Annotated in this window: 21 protein-coding genes; all 21 read left to right on the forward strand. The window is 53.8% G+C overall.

From position 1 onward, the window contains the following. Positions 1-60: 60 nt before the first annotated feature. Entirely contained in the window at positions 61-642 is a 582-nt protein-coding gene (locus KNP67_RS10365; protein ID WP_021067625.1) for a redoxin domain-containing protein, read from the forward strand. A gap of 19 nt (positions 643-661) precedes the next feature. Continuing rightward, on the forward strand, positions 662-2,209 hold the full coding sequence (gene resB, locus KNP67_RS10370) for a cytochrome c biogenesis protein ResB (RefSeq protein ID WP_021067624.1): 1,548 nt from the start codon (positions 662-664) through the stop codon (positions 2,207-2,209). Then, the gene (gene ccsB, locus KNP67_RS10375; RefSeq protein ID WP_214756570.1) at positions 2,209-3,393 is read left to right on the forward strand and encodes a c-type cytochrome biogenesis protein CcsB; all 1,185 of its coding nucleotides are present in this window, start codon (positions 2,209-2,211) and stop codon (positions 3,391-3,393) included. Before resB ends, ccsB begins: the two co-directional genes overlap by 1 nt. A gap of 159 nt (positions 3,394-3,552) precedes the next feature. Beyond that, positions 3,553-4,269, forward strand: coding sequence for a response regulator transcription factor (locus KNP67_RS10380; RefSeq protein ID WP_021067622.1), 717 nt, complete (start codon positions 3,553-3,555; stop codon positions 4,267-4,269). Continuing rightward, a complete protein-coding gene (locus tag KNP67_RS10385; protein WP_058763840.1) occupies positions 4,269-5,972 on the forward strand; it encodes a sensor histidine kinase in 1,704 nt (567 codons plus the stop codon). Before KNP67_RS10380 ends, KNP67_RS10385 begins: the two co-directional genes overlap by 1 nt. A gap of 53 nt (positions 5,973-6,025) precedes the next feature. Beyond that, a complete protein-coding gene (locus KNP67_RS10390; protein ID WP_021067620.1) occupies positions 6,026-6,577 on the forward strand; it encodes a cob(I)yrinic acid a,c-diamide adenosyltransferase in 552 nt (183 codons plus the stop codon). Between the two features lie 8 nt (positions 6,578-6,585). Continuing rightward, entirely contained in the window at positions 6,586-7,824 is a 1,239-nt protein-coding gene (gene yfmF / locus KNP67_RS10395) for an EF-P 5-aminopentanol modification-associated protein YfmF (protein WP_021067619.1), read from the forward strand. Further along, positions 7,821-9,080, forward strand: coding sequence for an EF-P 5-aminopentanol modification-associated protein YfmH (yfmH, locus tag KNP67_RS10400; RefSeq protein WP_021067618.1), 1,260 nt, complete (start codon positions 7,821-7,823; stop codon positions 9,078-9,080). The genes yfmF and yfmH overlap by 4 nt, the downstream gene beginning before the upstream one ends. Beyond that, complete coding sequence (gene ymfI / locus KNP67_RS10405) at positions 9,077-9,772, forward strand: elongation factor P 5-aminopentanone reductase (protein ID WP_131471223.1); 696 nt, start codon at positions 9,077-9,079, stop codon at positions 9,770-9,772. The genes yfmH and ymfI overlap by 4 nt, the downstream gene beginning before the upstream one ends. Before the next feature lie 97 nt (positions 9,773-9,869). Then, the gene (locus KNP67_RS10410; RefSeq protein ID WP_021067616.1) at positions 9,870-10,646 is read left to right on the forward strand and encodes a YmfK family protein; all 777 of its coding nucleotides are present in this window, start codon (positions 9,870-9,872) and stop codon (positions 10,644-10,646) included. A gap of 48 nt (positions 10,647-10,694) precedes the next feature. Continuing rightward, the gene (locus KNP67_RS10415) at positions 10,695-11,546 is read left to right on the forward strand and encodes a helix-turn-helix domain-containing protein (RefSeq protein ID WP_241764584.1); all 852 of its coding nucleotides are present in this window, start codon (positions 10,695-10,697) and stop codon (positions 11,544-11,546) included. 31 nt (positions 11,547-11,577) lie between these two features. Then, positions 11,578-12,156, forward strand: coding sequence for a CDP-diacylglycerol--glycerol-3-phosphate 3-phosphatidyltransferase (gene pgsA / locus KNP67_RS10420; RefSeq protein ID WP_021067614.1), 579 nt, complete (start codon positions 11,578-11,580; stop codon positions 12,154-12,156). A 68-nt stretch (positions 12,157-12,224) separates the two neighbouring features. Further along, on the forward strand, positions 12,225-13,451 hold the full coding sequence (locus KNP67_RS10425) for a competence/damage-inducible protein A (RefSeq protein ID WP_131471222.1): 1,227 nt from the start codon (positions 12,225-12,227) through the stop codon (positions 13,449-13,451). 76 nt (positions 13,452-13,527) lie between these two features. After that, positions 13,528-14,577 (forward strand): recombinase RecA, encoded by a 1,050-nt coding sequence (gene recA, locus KNP67_RS10430; RefSeq protein WP_021067612.1) that lies wholly within the window; start codon positions 13,528-13,530, stop codon positions 14,575-14,577. A gap of 187 nt (positions 14,578-14,764) precedes the next feature. Further along, entirely contained in the window at positions 14,765-16,327 is a 1,563-nt protein-coding gene (gene rny, locus KNP67_RS10435) for a ribonuclease Y (RefSeq protein ID WP_029595337.1), read from the forward strand. A gap of 48 nt (positions 16,328-16,375) precedes the next feature. Then, positions 16,376-17,170: a TIGR00282 family metallophosphoesterase gene (locus KNP67_RS10440; RefSeq protein ID WP_131471221.1), complete on the forward strand. Its 795-nt coding sequence runs from the start codon at positions 16,376-16,378 to the stop codon at positions 17,168-17,170. Between the two features lie 26 nt (positions 17,171-17,196). Continuing rightward, positions 17,197-17,457: a stage V sporulation protein S gene (locus KNP67_RS10445; protein ID WP_012726477.1), complete on the forward strand. Its 261-nt coding sequence runs from the start codon at positions 17,197-17,199 to the stop codon at positions 17,455-17,457. Positions 17,458-17,626: 169 nt separating this feature from the next. Continuing rightward, the gene (gene tdh, locus KNP67_RS10450) at positions 17,627-18,703 is read left to right on the forward strand and encodes an L-threonine 3-dehydrogenase (RefSeq protein WP_131471220.1); all 1,077 of its coding nucleotides are present in this window, start codon (positions 17,627-17,629) and stop codon (positions 18,701-18,703) included. Positions 18,704-18,717: 14 nt separating this feature from the next. Beyond that, complete coding sequence (locus KNP67_RS10455; RefSeq protein WP_131471219.1) at positions 18,718-19,899, forward strand: glycine C-acetyltransferase; 1,182 nt, start codon at positions 18,718-18,720, stop codon at positions 19,897-19,899. A gap of 183 nt (positions 19,900-20,082) precedes the next feature. After that, on the forward strand, positions 20,083-20,361 hold the full coding sequence (locus KNP67_RS10460) for a hypothetical protein (RefSeq protein ID WP_131471218.1): 279 nt from the start codon (positions 20,083-20,085) through the stop codon (positions 20,359-20,361). Continuing rightward, entirely contained in the window at positions 20,358-20,843 is a 486-nt protein-coding gene (locus KNP67_RS10465; protein ID WP_214756571.1) for a hypothetical protein, read from the forward strand. The genes KNP67_RS10460 and KNP67_RS10465 overlap by 4 nt, the downstream gene beginning before the upstream one ends. The last annotated feature ends 7 nt before the right edge of the window (positions 20,844-20,850 follow it).

The raw sequence follows: 20,850 nt of genomic DNA on the forward strand, positions 1-20,850 counted from the left end.
GTTAATGTGCGTTTTTGGTGTTTTTTCAGTACAATAACAACTGAAGGATGGTGTGAACTCATGACGAAAGAAACAAAGTCGGGTGATCGCATGAATCAGGCGATGGCCCATAAGAAAAAACGGTCATTTTGGCGGCTCATGATCATGACGATGGTCCTGTTCGCAGGAGCGGTCGTCATCATGCAATTGATTGAACAAGCCGGTAACGACGGACGGGTCGAGGCCGGCGACGATGCGCCGAACTTCAAGCTCGTCAGTTTAGACGGGACGACGATGGTCGAGCGCGAGACATACGACGGCAAAGGGCTGCTCGTGAACTTCTGGGGCACGTTCTGTGAACCGTGTGAGAAAGAGATGCCGGTCGTCCAGGACAACTATGCGGCCCTTCAAGACATGGGCGTCGATTTTTGGGCGGTCAATGTCGGTGAGACACCGCTCCGAGTCGATAACTTTGTGAACGACCTCGGCGTCAAGCTCGACTATCCGATTTTGATGGACACGCGCAGCGAAGTCGAGAAGGCGTACGGGATTTATAACTTGCCGGTCACGTTCGTCATCGATGCCGATGGCAAAGTGATTGAAAAGTACGAAGGTGAACTCACGAAAGAGAAACTGATGGAGTTGGCCGAGAAGTCATTGTAAGCGAACGGGGGGCGCACATATGCTAGATATGAAATACGACGGCGCCGATTTACGATCGAAGCGTCGTCCACGGTCATGGATTGACCGGGTGTGGAGCTTTTTTGCATCGGTCAAGGTCGGTCTATGGCTCATCGGGCTCATCATCGTCGGATCGGCGATCGGAACGATTTTCCCGCAAGAGATGTATATTCCGCAACAGTTGCCGGCGAGCCAGTATTATACGGACGAGTACGGGACACCGGGAACGATTTATTACACGTTAGGATTCCATAACCTCTATACATCGTGGTGGTACATCACGTTGATCGTCATGCTGACGTTATCGCTCATCGTCGTGTCAATCGACCGATTTTTCCCGCTATATAAAGCGTTGAAAAACCAGCCGGTCCGACGTACCGATCGCTTCATGCGTGGACAACGTCTGATTGGGGAAGGCAAAGGCTCGGACGAACAAATCGATGCGTTCGGCGACGCCTTAAAAGCGAAGCGCTATCAAGTGAAGCGTGACGGCGACGCCTTACTCGCCGAAAAATACCGTTTTGGCCGTTGGGGCCCATACGTCAACCACATCGGGCTCGTCATCTTCTTCATCGGGGCGATGCTACGCGTCTTTCCGGCATTCCATACGGACACGCTCGAATGGGTGCGCGAAGGCGATACGGTTCCGCTCGAGGCGACGGATGATGAATATTATCTCCGCAACGATCAATTTATTTTAGAGATGTATGATCCGGAAAACAACGCCGAAGATGCGAAGTTTGCCGAGGCAATCGAAAAAGCGGGTGCTGTCCCAAAAAACTATGAGACGGAATTGACGCTGTTCAAGAAGACCGGAACGAACGAGGACGGATCGCCGCAACTCGAGGAAGTCGATACCGGTTCGACGAAAGTGAACCATCCGTTCAAGTTTGAAAAATATGAAGTGTATCAAGAACAGTATTCGAGTCGTCCAGAATTCTTGTCAATGTCATTCAACGTCGCTGATAAAGAGACAGGCGACGTGTATGGACCGTTCACGGTCGATTTGACGAATCCGGAGACGACATACGATCTCGGTGACGTCACGGTCAAACTGAACGACTTATACCCGGACTTTGAAGTCAAGGACGGCCAGCCGAACACGAAATCGCCACGGGCGCTCAACCCGGCCTTCTTCATGGCGATTGACACACCGGACGGCACGACCGAATCGAACTTGATCGGGATTCGCTTGAACGTCGCCGACGAGGAGAATCGCTATGCGGTCCAATTCGCCGGGACGGAGATGGCGAGCACGAGCGGTCTTCGCGTCAAGAGTGACTCGACGTATCCAGTGTTAATCGTCGGGGGAATCATCTTCATGGTCGGGATCGTGATGGGTATGTATTGGCCGCACCGTCGCATCTGGATTCGCCGTCACGGCGAGACGGACGTGCTTGTCGCCGGTTTCACGAACAAGAACCCATCTTCACTTAACCGCGAAATCACACCGCTCCTAGAGAAACATGGCCTGCCGATCTGGGAAGATCAGGCACGGTTTGAAAAAAAGACAGACGACAACTCAACCAATGAAAGAGGGGAATCATAATGGAGTGGATTCAGTGGAGCAGTCGTTTGCTCTTCATCGCGTTCATCCTGTATGCTGTCGCGACCGTGTTGTTCACAATCGCGGTCAGCGGGATGCGCAAGGACCGCAACGTCAACCGCATCGCCTACGGTAAGTATGCGTTCGTGCTCGCGGTCATCGGTTTTATCGCCCAAATGGCATACTTTATTTTACGTTGGGTCGGGGTCGGCTATGCGCCGGTATCGAACCTTTACGAATACACGACGTTCTTCGGAATGATGATGGTGCTAGGTTTCCTCGTCGTGTACGGGATTTATAAAAATGATGTGCTTGGATTGTTCGCTATGCCGGTGGCGTTGCTCGTCATCGCGTTCGCCTCGATGTTCTCGAGCGAAGTGGCACCGCTCATCCCAGCCTTGAACAGTGTCTGGTTGAAGATTCACGTCACGACCGCAGCGCTCGGACAAGGGATTCTGGCCATCAGCTTTGCATCAGGCCTCATCTTCTTATTGAACGAGACATCGATGCGCGAGAAGTCGAAGTCTCGGACGTGGCTTGAAGTCACGATGTTCGTACTCATGTGTACGCTCGGCTTCATTCTCGTCTCGATGCTCTTCAAGGCGATTGGCGCCGGTGGCGTCGTCGAGTTCACGAACGATCGCGGAACGCAAGAGTCGTATGAGTACTTCATGCCGATGCTGTTCGTACCGGAAGGGGCGCAACTTGTCTCTGGTGCCAGCGGCTTGTCACTCGAGTTGCCGACGTTCATCAACACGTTGAAATTGAACACACTCATCTGGTCGGTCATCGCCGGCGTCGTGATTTATGTGTTGCTCCGTTTCGTCATCTTACGCAAGCGCGTCGCCGAGGCGTTACAGCCGCTCGCGAAAAAGGTCGACCTCGACCTCGCTGACGAGATCAGTTACCGTTCGATCGCCATCGGCTTGCCGGTGTTCATTCTCGGGGGCCTCATCTTCGCCATGATTTGGGCCCAAATCGCCTGGAACCGTTTCTGGGGCTGGGACCCGAAAGAAGTGTGGGCGCTCATCACGATGCTCATCTATATCTATTACTTGCATATGCGGATCCAGCGAGGCTGGACGGGAACGAAAGCGGCTTGGCTCTGTGTCGGTGGATTCGCCGTCATCATGTTCAACCTCGTCTTCGTCAACCTTGTCATCGCCGGTTTGCATTCATATGCGTAAACAAAGAAGTCACTCCGGTGGCTTCTTTTTTCATGGCGCTATCAACTGACCGTTGTGAAGCCAAATAATAGAGTGGTATAGTTATGAAAGAGAGCGAAATGTTCACAATTGTGCAACAATCGCTACATCTTGTAATGGTTCGATTAGGAGGTTTAGTGGATGGCTAATAAAACAAAAATTTTAGTGGTCGACGACGAGGAAAGAATTCGCCGACTATTAAAAATGTATTTGGAACGGGAACAGTACGTGATTGTCGAAGCGACGAATGGGGAAGAGGCGTTACAGCTCGCCCTCGAGCATAATTTCGATGTCATCTTGCTCGATTTGATGATGCCGAAAATGGACGGTGTCGAGGTGTGTACCGAACTTCGCAAATCGAAAGCGACGCCGGTCATCATGTTGACGGCGAAAGGGGAAGAAGTCGACCGTGTCCAAGGGTTCGAGGTAGGGGCCGACGATTATATCGTCAAACCGTTCAGCCCGCGTGAGGTCGTCCTGCGCGTCAAGGCGCTCCTCCGCCGTTCAGGATCGACCAAATATTTACGTACGGCTGAAAAATCAAAAGACTTAATCGTCTTCCCGCATTTGACGATCGATAACGACGCGCACCGTGTCACGGTCGACGGAGAAGAGATTGCGCTCACGCCGAAAGAATATGAACTGTTGTTCTTCTTGGCCAAGCAAGTTGACAAAGTGTTCTCACGGGAACAGCTATTAAAAGAAGTCTGGAACTATGAATTCTTTGGAGACCTTCGAACGGTCGACACACACGTGAAGCGACTCCGGGAAAAGTTGAACCGGGTCTCTCCAGAAGCCGCGCACATGATTACGACGGTATGGGGTGTCGGTTACAAGTTCGAAGTCGTCAGTGAGTGATGATTCGCCGCAATAGCATCGTCACAAAGCTGTGGTTGACGATTCTCGTGTTGGTCAGTCTTATCTTGTTCATCGTCTCCGTTCTGATGCTCGAGTTTTTCAACTCGTTTCATATTGATCAGGAACGAGGCCATTTGGCCAAACTCGGGGGACAAGTTCAATCCGTACTGCTCCAAGAAGGGGACGCATCGCGGACGGTTGATCAAATCATCGAAGTGTACGGCGCCAACTATATATTGGAGAACGGGACGGTCCGCTCGAATTTCGGGACCGAAGTCGATGGGCTCATGACCGAACTCGGACGTCAAGACTGGGAAGCGTATCAAGCCGTCGGAGAGACGTCGATCGGGAACTTCTCGTCGTTTGACGACCAGGCCGCGCTCGCATACCGGACGACGTTCTCACTCGAGACGGGCGAGTATACGCTTTATTTGATTGAACCGCTTGATGCGATCTCGAGTGCGAACGAAGGGGCCCGGACGATCATCTTTTGGACGGTCGCCTCGGCCATCATCGTCACGACCGTGTTCGCGTTCTTCTTATCGACGCGCATCACGGCACCGCTCCGGGAGATGCGCGACGCCGTCAACAAGACAGGGGAAGGGCAGTTCGACCTGCGCCTCGTTCAAAAGTCGAACGATGAGATCGGCGAACTGGCCGGCTCGTTCAACGCGATGAGCAGCCAGCTGTCGACGTATGTGAACGCGCTCGATCGGGAACGGCTACAATTGGCCTCGATTTTACGGTCGATGGCCGATGGGGTCATCACCCTCGACCGCCATGCGAACGTCATCGTGACGAATCCTCAAGCCCAACCGCTCCTCATTGACGAGCAACCGCACGAAGTCGTGTTGTCGCTCTATGAGGACGTCGTCGCCGGGGCTCCGGAGAAGACGATTGAAGTGAAACAGCACGACCATTATTACACGTTGACCGTGACACCGCTTCTTGGCGAGGACGATTTCGAAGGGGCCGTCGTCGTCATCCGTGACACGACAGAGAGCCATCGCCTCGACAAGATGCGGACCGATTTCGTCGCCAACGTCAGCCATGAACTCCGGACCCCGCTCGTGACGCTCCAAGGGTATTCCGAGGCGATTATCGACGGCATGACCGAGAGTGATGATGCGACGAAAGAATTCGCTTCCATCATCTATGATGAGTCACTCCGGCTCGCCCGTCTCGTCAACGATTTACTCGACTTGGCACGGATTGAATCAGGCAAAGAGACGATGCAATTCGCAACGTTCGACCTCGGTGAGTTTTTACCGCGCGTCATGCGCAAGTTCAACCAGATGGCGAACGAGAAAGGGATCACCCTCTCGACTGAGGCTCCGCGTCACACGATTGAGGCGGACGGGGACCGATTGGAACAAGTGTTCACGAATTTAATCGGCAATGCCATCGCACATACCGAGTCCGGTTCGATTCGACTCGAAGCGAGCGCAGAAGAGACCGGCTTCATGATCCGTCTGTCCGACACGGGCAGCGGCATCCCGAAAGAAGATTTACCGTTCGTGTTCGAACGGTTCTACAAAGCGGATAAAGCACGGACGAGCGGCGGCAAGGCAGGTACCGGAATCGGTCTCGCCATCGTCAAGAACGTCATCGATGCCCATCACGGCACGGTCGACGTCTCAAGCGCGCTCGACGAAGGGACGACGTTCACAATCCGTCTCCCGTACACGCAACCGCAGGCATAACGACAATGGTGACTCCTATGGGTCACCATTTGTGGCATAAAGGAGGAAATGACATGAAACTGTACACACGAGGCGGGGACAAGGGCGAGACGTCGCTCATCGGTGGACGCGTCTTGAAAGTCCATCCCCACATCCAGGCGATGGGACTGTTAGATGAGTTGAACAGTCAGATCGGTCTCGCGCTCGCCCATCAGACGGACGAGACGCTCCGGACCCAATTGACACGAATCCAGCACGACTTGTTCGATCTCGGCTCGGAGCTGATGTATAAACAAGACCCGCCGCAACAAGTCGATTTAGTAATCGTCACGGAGCTTGAGACGTGGATTGACGAGCTTGAGGCCAAATGTCCTGAGCTCGTCCGGTTCATTTTGCCGGGAGGCAGTGTCGGAGCGGCAAGCCTGCATGTGGCGCGCACCGTCTGTCGCCGTGTCGAACGAGAACTTGTCAATGTCGATGCAGCCGTCCGTCAACTCCCGTACTACAATCGATTGAGTGATTACTTATTTACTGCGGCCCGTTACGCCAACGTCGTGGCCGGTGTGCCTGATCAAGAGTACGCCCGCGGTGCCGATGTCTTTAAAACGAAAAAGAAGAAGGAGTAGATCCAGTTATGAAAGGAATCGAACAATTTCAACAGCGATTGCACTATTCGGTCTACCCGACCCAAAAATTCAAGACGACGACATGTCTCGTCTCGTTCGCGGCGCCATTGTCGCCTGAGACGATTGCAGCCCGCGCCTTGTTGCCGTATGTGATGGAGAAGGCGACGGAAGCCTATCCGTCGATCGAACTGTTCCACACGCCGCTCGAACAACTGTATGACGCAAGCCTGTACGCCGGGGCCTCGAAAGTCGGCAAAGAGCATATCATCCAGTTCCAGCTTGAAGTCGTGAACGATGAACTCGTCGGCGAACCGGTGCTCGCTCAAGCCATCAAACTGCTCGAGGAAGTGCTGCTTCGTCCGAACGCCTATGACGGGGCGTTCCAACCGCTCATCGTCGAGCAAGAGGCTCGTCTCCAGCGTCAACGGATCGAATCTGTATACGATGACAAGATGCGCTTTGCCCAACAACGTCTACAAGAGCTGCTCGGCGAAGAACTCGCCATCCCATCGCTTGGGACACTTGACCAGTTGGAGCACGTGACACCTCGGACGTTGTTCGAGGCGTATGAAGCGATGATCCGTCACGACCGCGTCGACGTCTATGTCGTCGGGGACGTCAGTCGTGAACAAGTGACGGACGCGTTCGCCCCGCTCGAAGGGCTCGGAGAACGTCTCGTTCGGGAGTATCCCCAGCCGGTCGACCGTGAGTTTCAACGGCTCGAGGAACATCAAGCCATCAATCAGAGCAAGTTGCACCTCGCCTATCAAGTCGACATCGACCCGAGAAGTGAGGACGCCGTCCGGATGCAAGTCGTCAACGGCTTATTCGGCGGCTTCCCGCACTCGAAACTGTTCATGAATGTCCGTGAAAAAGAGAGCTTGGCCTATTACGCGGCCTCGCAGTATAGCTCGCTCAGCCGGATGTTGTTCGTCTACGCCGGAATCGATGCCTCGAACCAGGCCAAGACCGAGGCGATTATCGCCGACCAGCTAGCCGACCTTCAAGCCGGCACGTTCGAGGATGAGACGCTCGAACAGACGAAAGCGATGTTATTCCATCAGCGTCGCCAACTCGGCGACAATCCGCGCCAACTGATCGCTTGGATGAGCGGTTCGGACATCCGTCCGTTCTCGCTCGACGAAGAGATGGCGATTATCGAACGGACGTCGCGTCAAGACGTGGCCGCGCTCGCGAACCGATTGACGCTACAGGCCGTCTATTGTTTAAAGGGGGGAACCGCATGAAACTCGATTTTCCAAACGTCGGAGAGACGCTTCATCATACCGTCCTCGAGAACGGATTGACGGTTTACTTATTGAAAAAGACCGGCTATGAGAAAACGTACGCCACGTTCACGACCAAATACGGGTCGATTGATCGTCGGTTCAAGCTAGAGGACTGGGTCGACGTACCGGACGGGATCGCCCATTTCCTCGAGCATAAGATGTTCGAGAAAGAGGACGGCGACGTGTTCCAACAATTCGGACGCCTCGGTGCGTCGGCGAACGCGTTCACGTCGTTCACCCGGACGGCATATTTGTTCGGTGCGACGTCGAACGTCAGTGAGAACTTGAAGACGTTAATCGACTTCGTCCAAGCGCCGTACTTTACAGAAGCATCGGTCGAAAAAGAGAAAGGCATCATCGGTCAAGAGATTCAGATGTATCAAGACAATCCAGGTTGGAGGCTCTACTTCGGTTTGATTGAGGCGATGTACGCCGAACACCCGGTAAAAATCGATATCGCCGGGACGATCGACTCGATCAGTGCCATTACGGCGGACGATTTGTATCGTTGCCACCAAGCGTTCTATCATCCGAGCAACATGGTGCTGTTCGTCGTCGGGAATATCGACCCGGACGCCATCCTCGCGGAAATCACCGCCAATCAGGCGGCGAAGACGTTCCCACAGCCGCTGTTGACAGCGCGGGAAGAAATCGAGGAGCCGGAGACGGTGCATCTGGCCGAACGCATTATCGAGATGGACGTATCGGTGCCGAAAGTGATGATTGGGTATAAAGACATGCCGCTTGCCGGCAAGGATGGCATGAAGCAAGAGCTCATCGTCGAGCTCCTTATGCATGCCTTGTTCGACACGACGGCACCGCTCTATGCGGAACTGTATGCCGAAGGATTGATTGATGACGCGTTCTCGTTCGACTATACGTCAGAAGAGACGTTCGCCTTCGCCGTCCTGTCGATGGAGACGCCACACGTCGAGACGTTCGTCGATCGGATTACGTCCGCCCTCGAGCGTCCGCTCGAACTCGGCGTCGAGACACTCGATCGCAAGAAGCGCATGATGAAAGGGCAGTTTTTGAAGGCGCTCAACTCACCTGAGTTCATCGCTAACCAGTTCTCACGCTATGCGCTCAGTGGCGGTAATATGTTCGACATCCCTGATCTGCTCGATGCGATTTCACTCGACGATCTGTACGCCGCGTATGACCGTCTATTCCAAGCCGATCAACGGACCGTCTGCATCGTCAAGAAGCCGTGACGACGCTCATCACGGGAGCGAGCGGGGCAATCGGTCGTGCCGTCGCCCTGTCGTTCCGGGACGATGACCTCATCTTGCAGGCGCATACGCAGGCGGAATCGCTCCGTGCATTCGTCGCGAGCGAAGGACTGACGGCTGACGTCGTCACGTGTGACCTCGATGATGAGACCGGGCTCGAGACTTGGCTCGACACACTCGGACCGGTCGACCGCATCATCCACGTCGCCGGCAATCATGCCTACGGGTTGCTCGTCGACCAGTCGCTCCTCGAACTCGATCGGCTGTACCGGATTCATGTCCGCTCGATGGTCCGGCTCGTGCAGCACGTCGTCGGGCAAAAAGCGTACGACCTCCCCCTAGATATCGTCGTCGTCTCGAGCGTCTGGGGTGAGGTCGGTGCGGCCGGGGAAGTCCTCTATTCGACGGTCAAGGCCGCCCAACTCGGATTCGTCAAAGCGTTCGCGCGTGAGGCGGGACCGTTTCATGTCCGTATCAACGCGGTCACACCGGGGTGGATTGACACTCCGATGAATGATACGGTAGAAGAGACGAAACAAACGGCCCGTGAGGAGATTCCGCTCGGCCGGTTAGGCGGACCTGAGGAAGTGGCGGAGACGATTCGTTTTCTTTGCTCCCCGGCTGCAGCCTATATGACCGGTGCCGTGCTCCGTATCGATGGCGGTTGGGTGTGAAACTTTGTCGTCACGACTGAAACGAGTTCTTTTCAATTCTTCTAAAATAATTTAGAATGAACAAGGTAGCGAGCACACATCGGAAAGGGTGGACGAGATGGATCATAAGTTCGAAGAATGGTATCTCGAATATGAACTTTGCCAAAATCGGCCCGGTATCCTGGGGGATATCGCTTCCCTGATGGGGATGCTTCAAATCTCAATCGTGACGATTAACGGCGTCGATCTCCAGCGCCGCGGCATGCTGTTAAAGGCCCCGGCCGCGGATCACGTCCATCGTCTGGAACATATTTTGCGCAAGATGGAAGCCATCGTCGTCATCAAGCTCCGGCGACCGAAGCTTCGCGACCGAATCGCGATTCGACATGGGCGCTACATCGAGCACGACAATGACGACAAGAAGACGTTCAAATTCGTCCGCGAGGACTTAGGTGTCCTCGTCGACTTCGTCGCCGAACTGATGAAAGAAGAACGGCACTTGTTGATCGGGGTGCGCGGCAATCCGCGTGTCGGGAAGACCGAGTCGATTGTTGCGGCGAGCGTCTGTGCGAACAAGCGCTGGCTGTTCCTGTCATCGACGCTCATGAAGCAAACGGTGCGGACCTCGTTGTTCGAAGAAGAACGCGAAGGGGACCACGTCTATATCATCGACGGTGCCGTCTCGACGCGGACGATGGATGAACGCCATCGTCAATTGATTCGAGAAGTCATGCGGTTGCCGTCCGTGAAAGTCATCGAGCATCCGGACCTATACGTGCGCAACACCGATTGCGTGTTCGAAGACTTTGATTACATCATCGAACTGAGGAACTCACAAGATGAGGAGATTATCATTCCTCAAGAGACACATCGTGAGGCAGAATGGTTTGAATAACTACTTGAATGGAAGGTGTGGACCCCTGTGACAGAACTAGGGACTTTTTTGAAACAAAGGCGTGAGGCGAGCGGTTTGACGCTCGACCAAATCCAGCAGACGACGAAGATTCAAAAACGCTATATCATCGCGATCGAGGAAGGTGATTACAAAAATCTCCCTGGCTCGTTCTATGCACGGGCGTTCATTAAAACGTATGCGGAATCGTTAGGACTTGATGTCGATGAACTGTACGAGACGTATGCGAAAGACTTGCCGAAAATCGAGCCGCAACCGACCGTTCAATTATCGCGAAAGCAAACCTATTCGAAAGCGTCCGAGACGTCGAGCCGTGTCTCGCGTTGGGTACCGAAAGTCATGCTCGTGCTCGTCGCGTTCCTGTTGATGACGGCCGTCTATTACGTCGTCCGAAACCTTGATTTCGGCGACCAAAACGCGTCACCGACTGAACAGACGAACTCGGGTGTAACCATTGATCAAAACAAGGACGTGCCGGAAGAAGAGCCGGTCGAAGAAGAACCGCCGGCTGAAGAACCGGTCGAAGAAGAACCGGCAGAAGAGACGGGACCGATTGCGGTCGCGTCGACGAACGGGGCAGACCTCACATATGAGATCGCGACGGCCGATAAACTGACGACGGAGATTCATGTGAAAGAGTCGCCGGCGACATATGTCGGTGTTCGGGACACCTCACTCGAGGGAGCGTTCCTCGCTCCGGAATATCCGAACCAATCGAAACAAAACCCGATTGTCATCGAGGACGCGGAGACGGATACGCTTCGCATCCGAATCGGCTTGATCGGTGGGGTCGAGAAAATTGTTGTCAATGGCCGGGAGCTTGAATTAGCCGACTCGCCGGTCACACAAAATATATTTGTAAAGAGAGTCGACGCAGAATAAGTTGACTCTCCTTCTAGAGGAGGAGTTCTCGATGAACCTACCTAACCGTTTGACGATGTTACGGGTGTTGCTCATCCCCGTGTTCGTCGTCTTACTCGCCGTAGATTTTGATTGGGGAGACATCGCTTTCCTCGGGGCGGACGTACCGCTCCATCAATTCATCGCCGCGGTCATCTTTACGATTGCCGCTATCACTGACTGGCTTGACGGGCATCTCGCCCGGAAGCACAACTTGGTCACCAACTTTGGGAAATTCATGGATCCGCTCGCTGACAAACTACTCGTCACGGCGGCACTTGTCCTGCTCGTCGAGATGGATCTCGTCGCGGCATGGGTCGTCGTCGTCATTCTCTCGCGTGAGTTCGCGGTGACGGGACTTCGTCTCGTGGCGGCCGATGAAGGAATCGTCGTCGCGGCCGGGAAGTCGGGCAAAGCGAAGACATGGGTCCAACTCTTTGCCATCATCTTCCTGCTGTTCGGCAACCCGATTTTCAGCTATGTCGGCATCCCGTTCGGCGAATGGGCCATGTGGCTCGCGCTCGTCTTGACGATTTACTCAGGGGCCGAATATTTCGCACAAAACTATAAGATCATTGTAAAGTCGATGTAACCATCGGCATAGACGAGTTGTTCAGCTTGGCCGAACAGCTCGTTTTTTTATTGGGAGGAGGAATTTGGATGAAACGCACCGAAATCATTGCGGTAGGCTCTGAACTGCTCTTAGGGGAAATCACGAACACGAACGCCCGTTACTTATCAGAACAGCTGTCGAAATATGGGTTGTCCGTGCTGTATCATGTAGTCGTCGGAGATAATCAGGAACGTTTGCGAGCGACATTCGAACAAGCGCGATCACGAAGTGAATTCGTCATCGTCACTGGCGGCCTTGGGCCGACGGCGGATGATATCACGAAGACGACACTCGCCGAGGTGCTCGGTCGTCCACTCATCCGTGACGAGGCATCGCTCGAGACGATCCATCGTTTCGTCGCCTCGCGCGGACGCGAGCCGAACGAAGGGGACGCGCGGCAAGCAGACGTCTTAACCGGGGCCGAAGTGCTCACCAACCCGGTCGGTCTCGCGCCCGGGATGTGGATCGAGGACGAACCGACATGGCTGTTGTTACCGGGTGTCCCGTGGGAGATGAAAGCGATCGTCGACGCCACGTTCCCAGAAAAATTCGGCGGGATGACCATCGTCTCTGAATCGTTGCGCTTTTATGAAATCGGTGAGTCGGCGCTCGACGCGGCCGTCGTCGATTTGATGACCGGGTCGAACCCGACGGTCGCCCCATACGCCGAGTCGGGCGAGGCACGACTGCGCATCAGCGCCCGCGCCGATACTGAGACCGTGGCGCGGGAGATGATTGAACGGGCCAAACAGGATATTTTGGCGCGGGTCGGTCACTATTACTTCGGTTCAGACGAGGATACGCTCGCCGCACGGCTGATTCACGAGTTACAAGCGCGCAAGGCGACGCTGTCGATTGCCGAGTCGCTCACGGGCGGTCAAGCCCAAGCGATGCTCACGGCCGTTCCAGGAGCATCCTCGGTGTTCAAGGGCGGGGTCGTCACGTACTCCGACGAGCTAAAAAATAGGTTTTTAGGGGTGTCCCTTGATACAATTGATTCACACTCGGTCGTCTCAAAAGAAGTCGCCTTTGAAATGATCCTCGGTCTGACGCGTCAGACCGGAACGGATTATGGGCTGGCGTTCACCGGCGAGGCCGGTCCGACGTCAAATTCGGGTCAGCCGGTCGGAAAAGTGTTCATCGGCATCCGGTCACCGGACGGGATTGACGTGATTGAACGTGATTACCCGCATCAAGAGCGGCATGTCATTCAAGCCCGGGCTACGAAAGACGGAATGTGGGCGCTCCTGCAACAAATGAAAAAAGGCGAATAAACGTTCGCAAAAAACTTGTGTATCGTCTTCGCTTCGCTTATAATGAAAGTATCAATCAAAGGAGGCTCATTAATCTATGAGTGATCGTAAACAAGCGTTAGAAATGGCATTACGCCAAATTGAGAAACAATTCGGTAAAGGCTCAATCATGCGCCTCGGTGAAAATACAGATCAGCAAGTTTCGGTGACCCCGTCAGGCTCAATCGCCCTCGACATCGCCCTCGGTGCAGGTGGTTATCCACGTGGTCGTGTCATCGAAGTGTACGGACCTGAATCGTCAGGTAAGACGACGGTGGCGCTTCATGCTATCGCTGAAGTTCAAAAGCGCGGCGGACAAGCTGCCTTCGTCGACGCCGAGCACGCGCTCGACCCGAAATACGCACAAAACTTGGGCGTCAACATCGATGAGTTGCTCTTATCACAACCGGATACAGGGGAACAAGCCCTTGAGATCGCGGAAGCCCTCGTCCGCTCTGGTGCGGTCGATATCCTCGTCGTCGACTCGGTTGCGGCACTCGTTCCGAAAGCCGAGATTGAAGGGGAGATGGGAGACTCACACGTCGGTCTTCAAGCCCGCCTCATGAGCCAAGCGCTCCGTAAATTGTCTGGTGCGACGAACAAGTCGAAGACAATCGTCATCTTCATCAACCAAATCCGTGAGAAAATCGGAATCATGTTCGGTAACCCGGAAACGACACCTGGTGGTCGTGCCCTCAAGTTCTATTCGTCGGTCCGTCTCGAAGTCCGTCGTGCTGAAACGCTCAAACAAGGCCAAGACATGGTCGGGAACCGGACGAAAATCAAAGTCGTCAAAAACAAGATCGCGCCACCGTTCAAGACGGCAGAAGTCGATATCATGTACGGCGAAGGAATCTCGCGTGAAGGCGAGCTCATCGACATCGGGGCCGACCTCGATATCGTTCAAAAGAGCGGCGCGTGGTACTCGTACAACGAGGAGCGTCTCGGTCAAGGCCGTGAGAACGCGAAGCAGTATATGAAAGAGAACCCGTCGGTGGCCGCATCGGTCGAAGAACGGATTCGCGACCACTACGGTCTCAACGGTGAAAAGACGGTCACAGTCGAAGCTGACAACGATGACGTCCTCTCACTTTTAGACGAAGAGTAAGTAACGTTTCTCGCCTGACATGGTTCAGGCGAGATTTTTTTAGTATAATTTTTTTGATGAATTGGTAGTTCTATCCTGTCCGTGCATTGCATTCTAACAGGTAAATAAGTACAATAAAGCTATACGCGGGCTAGCTCGCGTTTTCATTCATGAAAAAATAAAATAACCTTGCGAAAGGGAGGTGAACATGATGGAATGGCTATTAGAGCTTATTCTGATCCTCCTTTTGCCGATAGCTTTTGTTGCAGGTTTTTTTGTGCGTAAATCGATCGCCGAAGCGAAGATTCAAGGTGCCGAGACGGAAGCGACCAAGATTGTAGAGCAAGCGCGACAACAATCGGAAGCGATGCAAAAAGAAGCACGGCTTGAAGTAAAAGAAGAGATGATTCAACTTCGCAATGAAACCGAACAAGAATTGCGCGAACGACGTGAAGAGCAGAAAGTGAAAGAAAATCGTTTCGTCCAAAAGGAAGAGCTTCTCGACCGGAAAGCAGACATGCTTGAACGGAAAGAAGACGCCCTGGATGAACGTGAGGCTGCACTCGCGAAACGGAAGCGTGAAGCGGAAACGCTCGAGAGCAAAGTGGAGGAATTATATGAGGAGGCACGCCAAGAACTAGTACGCGTGGCAGCCTTGTCGAAAGAAGAAGCACGGACCATCATCATGGACGAAGCGAAGCAGGAAGCGCTTCACGATGCTGCTCTCCTTCAAAAAGAAATCGAGCAAAAAGCAAAATTAGAAGCTGATAAAAAAGCGAAACACCTCTTGTCTCTCACGATGCAACGTTATGCGGCCGAACACGTCGCCGAGACGACCGTGTCAGTCGTCAACTTGCCGAGTGATGAGATGAAAGGGCGGATTATCGGACGTGAAGGACGTAACATCCGCACGCTCGAGACACTCACCGGCATCGACCTCATCATCGATGACACGCCGGAAGCGGTCATCCTATCTGGATTTGACCCGGTCCGTCGTGAAATCGCCAAGATGACGCTCGAAAAACTCGTTCAAGACGGTCGGATCCATCCGGCCCGCATTGAAGAGATGGTCGAGAAATCACGTCGTGAAGTCGATGAGCGCATCCGTGAATACGGGGAAGAAGCGACATTCTCAGCCGGCATCCACGGCGTCCACCCGGACCTCGTCAAGACGCTCGGTCGAATGCGTTACCGGACGAGTTACGGTCAAAACGTGCTCGCCCACTCGGTCGAAGTGGCCCACCTCGCCGGCATGATGGCCGCCGAGCTCGGGGAAGACGTCACGCTCGCCAAACGAGCGGGTCTCCTCCACGATATCGGGAAAGCCATCGACCATGAAGTCGAAGGCAGCCACGTCGAGATTGGTGTCGAACTCGCCACGAAGTACAAAGAGCATCCAGTCGTCATCAACTCGATTGCCTCGCACCATGGGGACGTCGAAGCGACGTCGACGATTGCGGTCCTCGTCGCAGCGGCTGACGCCTTGTCAGCGGCACGTCCAGGAGCCCGTCAAGAGACGCTCGAAAGCTATATCCGACGCCTTGAGCGCCTCGAAGCGATCTGTGAGTCGTTCGAAGGAGTCGAGAAGTCATATGCCATCCAAGCGGGACGTGAAGTCCGGATCATCGTCCGCCCAGACGTCGTCGATGACGTCGTGGCGAACAAGATGGCCCGCGACATCTGTAAACGGATCGAAGATGAGCTTGACTATCCAGGCCAAATCAAAGTGACGGTCATTCGCGAAACGCGTGCCGTCGATTATGCGAAGTAACAAGAGCGGAGACATTCTCCGCTTTTTCTATTGGAGGAGGACAAGACTATGAAAATCTTATTTATCGGCGACGTGGTCGGAAAACCAGGTCGCGACATCTTGAGCGCCCAAATCGGACGCTTAAAAAGCAAATATAGCCCGACGTTCATGCTCGTCAACGGTGAAAACGCAGCCAACGGACGTGGTATCACAAAAAAAATCTATCAACAATTTCTCGAGCTTGGATTTCATGGCGTGACGATGGGGAATCATACTTGGGACAACCGTGACATCTTTGACTGGATTGATGATGCTGACCGCATCGTCCGTCCGGCCAACTATCCTGACGGCACGCCGGGTGTCGGGATGATGGTGTTGAAACAAGGCGGGAAGAAGCTCGCCGTCATCAACGCGATGGGCACGGTGTTCTTGCCGTCGCTCGACTGTCCGTTCCGTACCGTCGACGCCCTCGTCGAAGAGATTCGCGGCGAGGTCGACGCGATTTTCGTTGACATGCACGCCGAGGCGACGAGTGAGAAGATTGCGATGGGGTATCACCTTGACGGGCGCGTCCAAGCCGTCGTCGGCACCCATACGCACGTCCAGACGGCTGACAACCGCATCCTACAAAACGGCACGGCGTACATCACCGACGTCGGGATGACGGGTCCGCTCGACGGGGTGCTCGGCATGGATGCCGAGGTCGTCTTAAGAAAATTCATCACCCAGCTCCCGGTCCGGTTTGAAGTTGCCGAGGGACGGGAACAACTAAATGGAGTTTTAATCACAATCGATGACCAATCGAAACGAGCCACGAAAATCGAACGCATACACCTAGATGATCAGACCGTATGGTTTGATTGAACAACCTACCCGAGGGGGAAACAAGAATGGACGTACTCAAAGTTTCGGCAAAATCGAATCCTAACTCCGTGGCGGGTGCACTCGCTGGCGTACTTCGTGAAAAAGGAACGTGTGAGATTCAAGCAATCGGCGCTGGAGCGCTCAATCAATCCATCAAAGCGGTCGCGATCGCGCGTGGTTTCGTCGCGCCGAGCGGGCTGGATTTGATTTGCATCCCTGCGTTCACCGATATTATGATTGACGGAGAAGAACGAACGGCAATCAAGCTCATCATCGAACCAAGATGAGCTTGCGGTCGGGACATAGGTCCTATTCTTGTAAGAGAAGCCATCGGCGCGGATGGCTTCTCTTTTTTGTCTGGAAAATCGACGTTCTATCTTCTCAGGTTCGTCATTTTATGACAAGATGAAAGAGAACGTGAAGTTCGATTAAGAGATGAAGAGGGGGACGTTTTCAATGGAACAGCTCGTGTCTACGACAGAGAAGGAAGCAACGACACCTGTGATGAAAGCGATTCAAAAACATACGGCCGGATTTGGGGCCCAATTGGTCGAAGCACCAATCCCGACGCCAGGCGCCGGGGAAGTGTTAATCAAAGTGAAAGCGACATCGATTTGCGGGACCGATGTCCACATTTATGAGTGGGACGACTGGGCGAAGAGCCGGGTCAAACCGCCATACGTGTTCGGTCACGAGTTCGCGGGGGAAGTCGTGGCGCTCGGGGAAGGGACGAAACGCATCCAAATCGGACAGACCGTATCGGCCGAGACGCATATCGTCTGTCACCAATGTAAACAGTGTTTGCGCGGGCAGTATCACATCTGTAAGAACACGAAAATCATCGGTGTCGACACGCAAGGCTGTTTCGCTGAATACGTCGTCATGCCCGAAGAGAACTTGTGGGTCAATCCAGAGTCGATGCCGGCCAAGCTCGCTTCGATTCAAGAGCCGCTCGGAAACGCCGTCCATACAGTGCTCGCGAGTGACGTGTCAGCCAAGTCGGTCGCCATCGTCGGGTGTGGGCCAATCGGGCTCATGGCCGTCGGCGTCGCCAAGGCGGCGGGCGCGAGCCGCGTCTATGCGATTGACGTCAACCCGTACCGGTTGAAGCTCGCCGAAGACATGGGGGCGGACGTCGTCATCAATAGCCTCGAGCAAAATCCGCTCGAGCTGATCATGGATCAGACGGACGGGGACGGTATCGATGTCGTCTGTGAGATGAGCGGGCATCCGGTCGCCATCGACCAGGCGTTCAAGATGGTCACGGCCGGCGGGGACGTCAATGTGTTGTCACTCCCAGCCAAGCCGGTCGCCATCGACTTGACGCGTGACGTCGTCTTCAAAGGGGTGCGCGTTCAGGGCATCACCGGACGTAAGATGTATGAGACGTGGGGTCAAGTGTCGACGCTACTCGCGACAGGTCAGCTGAACGTAGAACCGATTATCACGCACGTGTTCAAGCTTGAGGAGTTCGAGCAAGGTTTCGAGCTTATGCGTGCCGGGAAATGTGGAAAGGTCGTCTTAATACCATAACAGGGGGAATCGATATGGCATTTGAACATATTACAGAAGCAGTCAATGAAATGAAACAAGCGGGCACGTTCCGCTCGCTCGTGCCGCTCGAGTCGGCGCAAGCGAACGAAGTCACGATCGACGGCAAGTCGCTCGTCCAGTTGTCTTCGAACAACTATCTCGGACTCGCCAACCATCCGCGCTTGAAACAAGCGGCGATTGAAGCGGTCGAACAGTTCGGGGCCGGCACAGGTTCGGTCCGGACAATCGCCGGGACGTTCGAGATGCACGAGGCGTTCGAACGCGAGCTCGCCGAATTCAAACATACGGAAGCGGCGCTCGTGTTCCAGTCGGGCTTCGCGACGAACCTCGGCGTCTTGTCGGCACTGCTCGGTCCGGAAGACGTCGTCATCAGTGACGCGCTCAACCACGCCTCGATTATCGACGGCATCCGGTTGACGAAAGCGGCCCGCCGCATCTATAAGCACACCGACCTCGCCGATTTAGAGGCGGCGTTGAAAGAGACGCAAGATTATCGGACGCGTCTCGTCGTCACGGACGGCGTCTTCTCGATGGACGGCAACATCGCGCCGCTCCCAGAAATCGTCGAGCTCGCCGAGAAGTATGACGCGGCGGTCATGGTCGACGATGCCCACGCCTCGGGCGTGCTGGGCAAAAACGGCCGCGGTACGGTCAACCACTTCGGGCTCGACGGCCGGGTCGCGCTACAAGTCGGGACGTTGTCGAAAGCGATTGGTGTCCTCGGCGGCTACGTCGCCTGCTCGAACGACATCCGTGACTTCTTGATTCAAAAGGGACGTCCGTTCTTGTTCTCGACGTCACACCCGCCAGCGGTCGTCGCGGCGAACCGTGAGGCGATCCGTGTCATGAAAGAGGAGGAAGAGCTGTTCGATAAGCTTTGGGCGAACACCGAGTTCTTCAAGACGGGTCTTCGTGATCTCGGCTTCGATATCGGCCATGCGACGACGCCGATCACACCGGTCATGCTCGGCGAAGAGACGCTCGCGCACACGTTCTCGGACAAATTGAAAGACCACGGCGTGTTCGCACAGAGCATCGCTTTCCCGACGGTCGAGAAAGGCAAGGCTCGGATTCGGACGATCGTGACGGCGGAACATACCCGTAACGACCTCGAACGTGCGCTCGCTGCCTTCAAGGCGGTCGCGGAAGAACTGAACGTCACGCTTCAAGCGTAAGGTTAAAACTGTAGAAATAGAGATATGAACCACAGCATGCCTGAATTGGGCATGCTGTTTTTGTTTGAAAATTTTGGTAGACATCTAGGAGGATTGAATCTAAACTTTGAACAGGAGAGTACTCGGATTTCACTATTTTTTATTTCAACTACCGAGTTTATATAAAAAGGAGTAACAAGAAAGATGTTAGTAATTGATTTATTTTCAATCAGCGGTTTAGGCATCATTTTATCTACCGCCGGCATGTATTTGTTATTTAAACCGAAACAGTCCGTCTCAGTGCAAGATGCGACCGTGGATAGTATCGTAGGAACGATTTTGCTCCATGTCATCTTAGTCTGCATGACAACGAAGCACTTAGGAGCGCTTCTGTTGCTCATTGGGATAGGGATGGGAATAGGACTTTACATAGCATTGTATGATGCTATTATTCTTTACATAAGTGAGATGAGGAAAAGATGATAGATTATAGCCGAAGTTCAGTTGCGGGATCATTTCTGACAGCAGAAGAATTCTCGATTCTGACGATTTCTCCGCTGTTTATTATTAATGTTGTAATTGGGATTGGGATTTTAATCGTCATATGTATCATCGACGTGGAGTCGTGGAAAGACTTTTTCTTATTTTTAGGGATGACGATTTGGGCATCGATTTTCGTATCAGTTTATGTCATGGCGTGGTACATCCGAATTAAGTACGATACGTCGCCAGATTTTTCGGCAACGTTTGGTCTGGATTCCTTCCCTGGATGGGGTGTTCTACTTTCTCAAATGATGGAAGAGCCGAACCTCACACAAAGTTTGATAGCAAATGCATTATTCTTGTTTTTCACACGCAAGTTGAACGACTGGTTCATGTGGCCATTCAAAGTGTTATCCATTTTATTTGTCAGTCTATTTTTCGTCAAGTATGTCCCCATCGTCTTCAATTGGCTCTTCACATAAAAAAGCA

It is taken from the genome of Exiguobacterium sp. s157 (assembly GCF_018618205.1).
Classification (GTDB): Bacteria; Bacillota; Bacilli; order Exiguobacteriales; family Exiguobacteriaceae; genus Exiguobacterium; species Exiguobacterium chiriqhucha.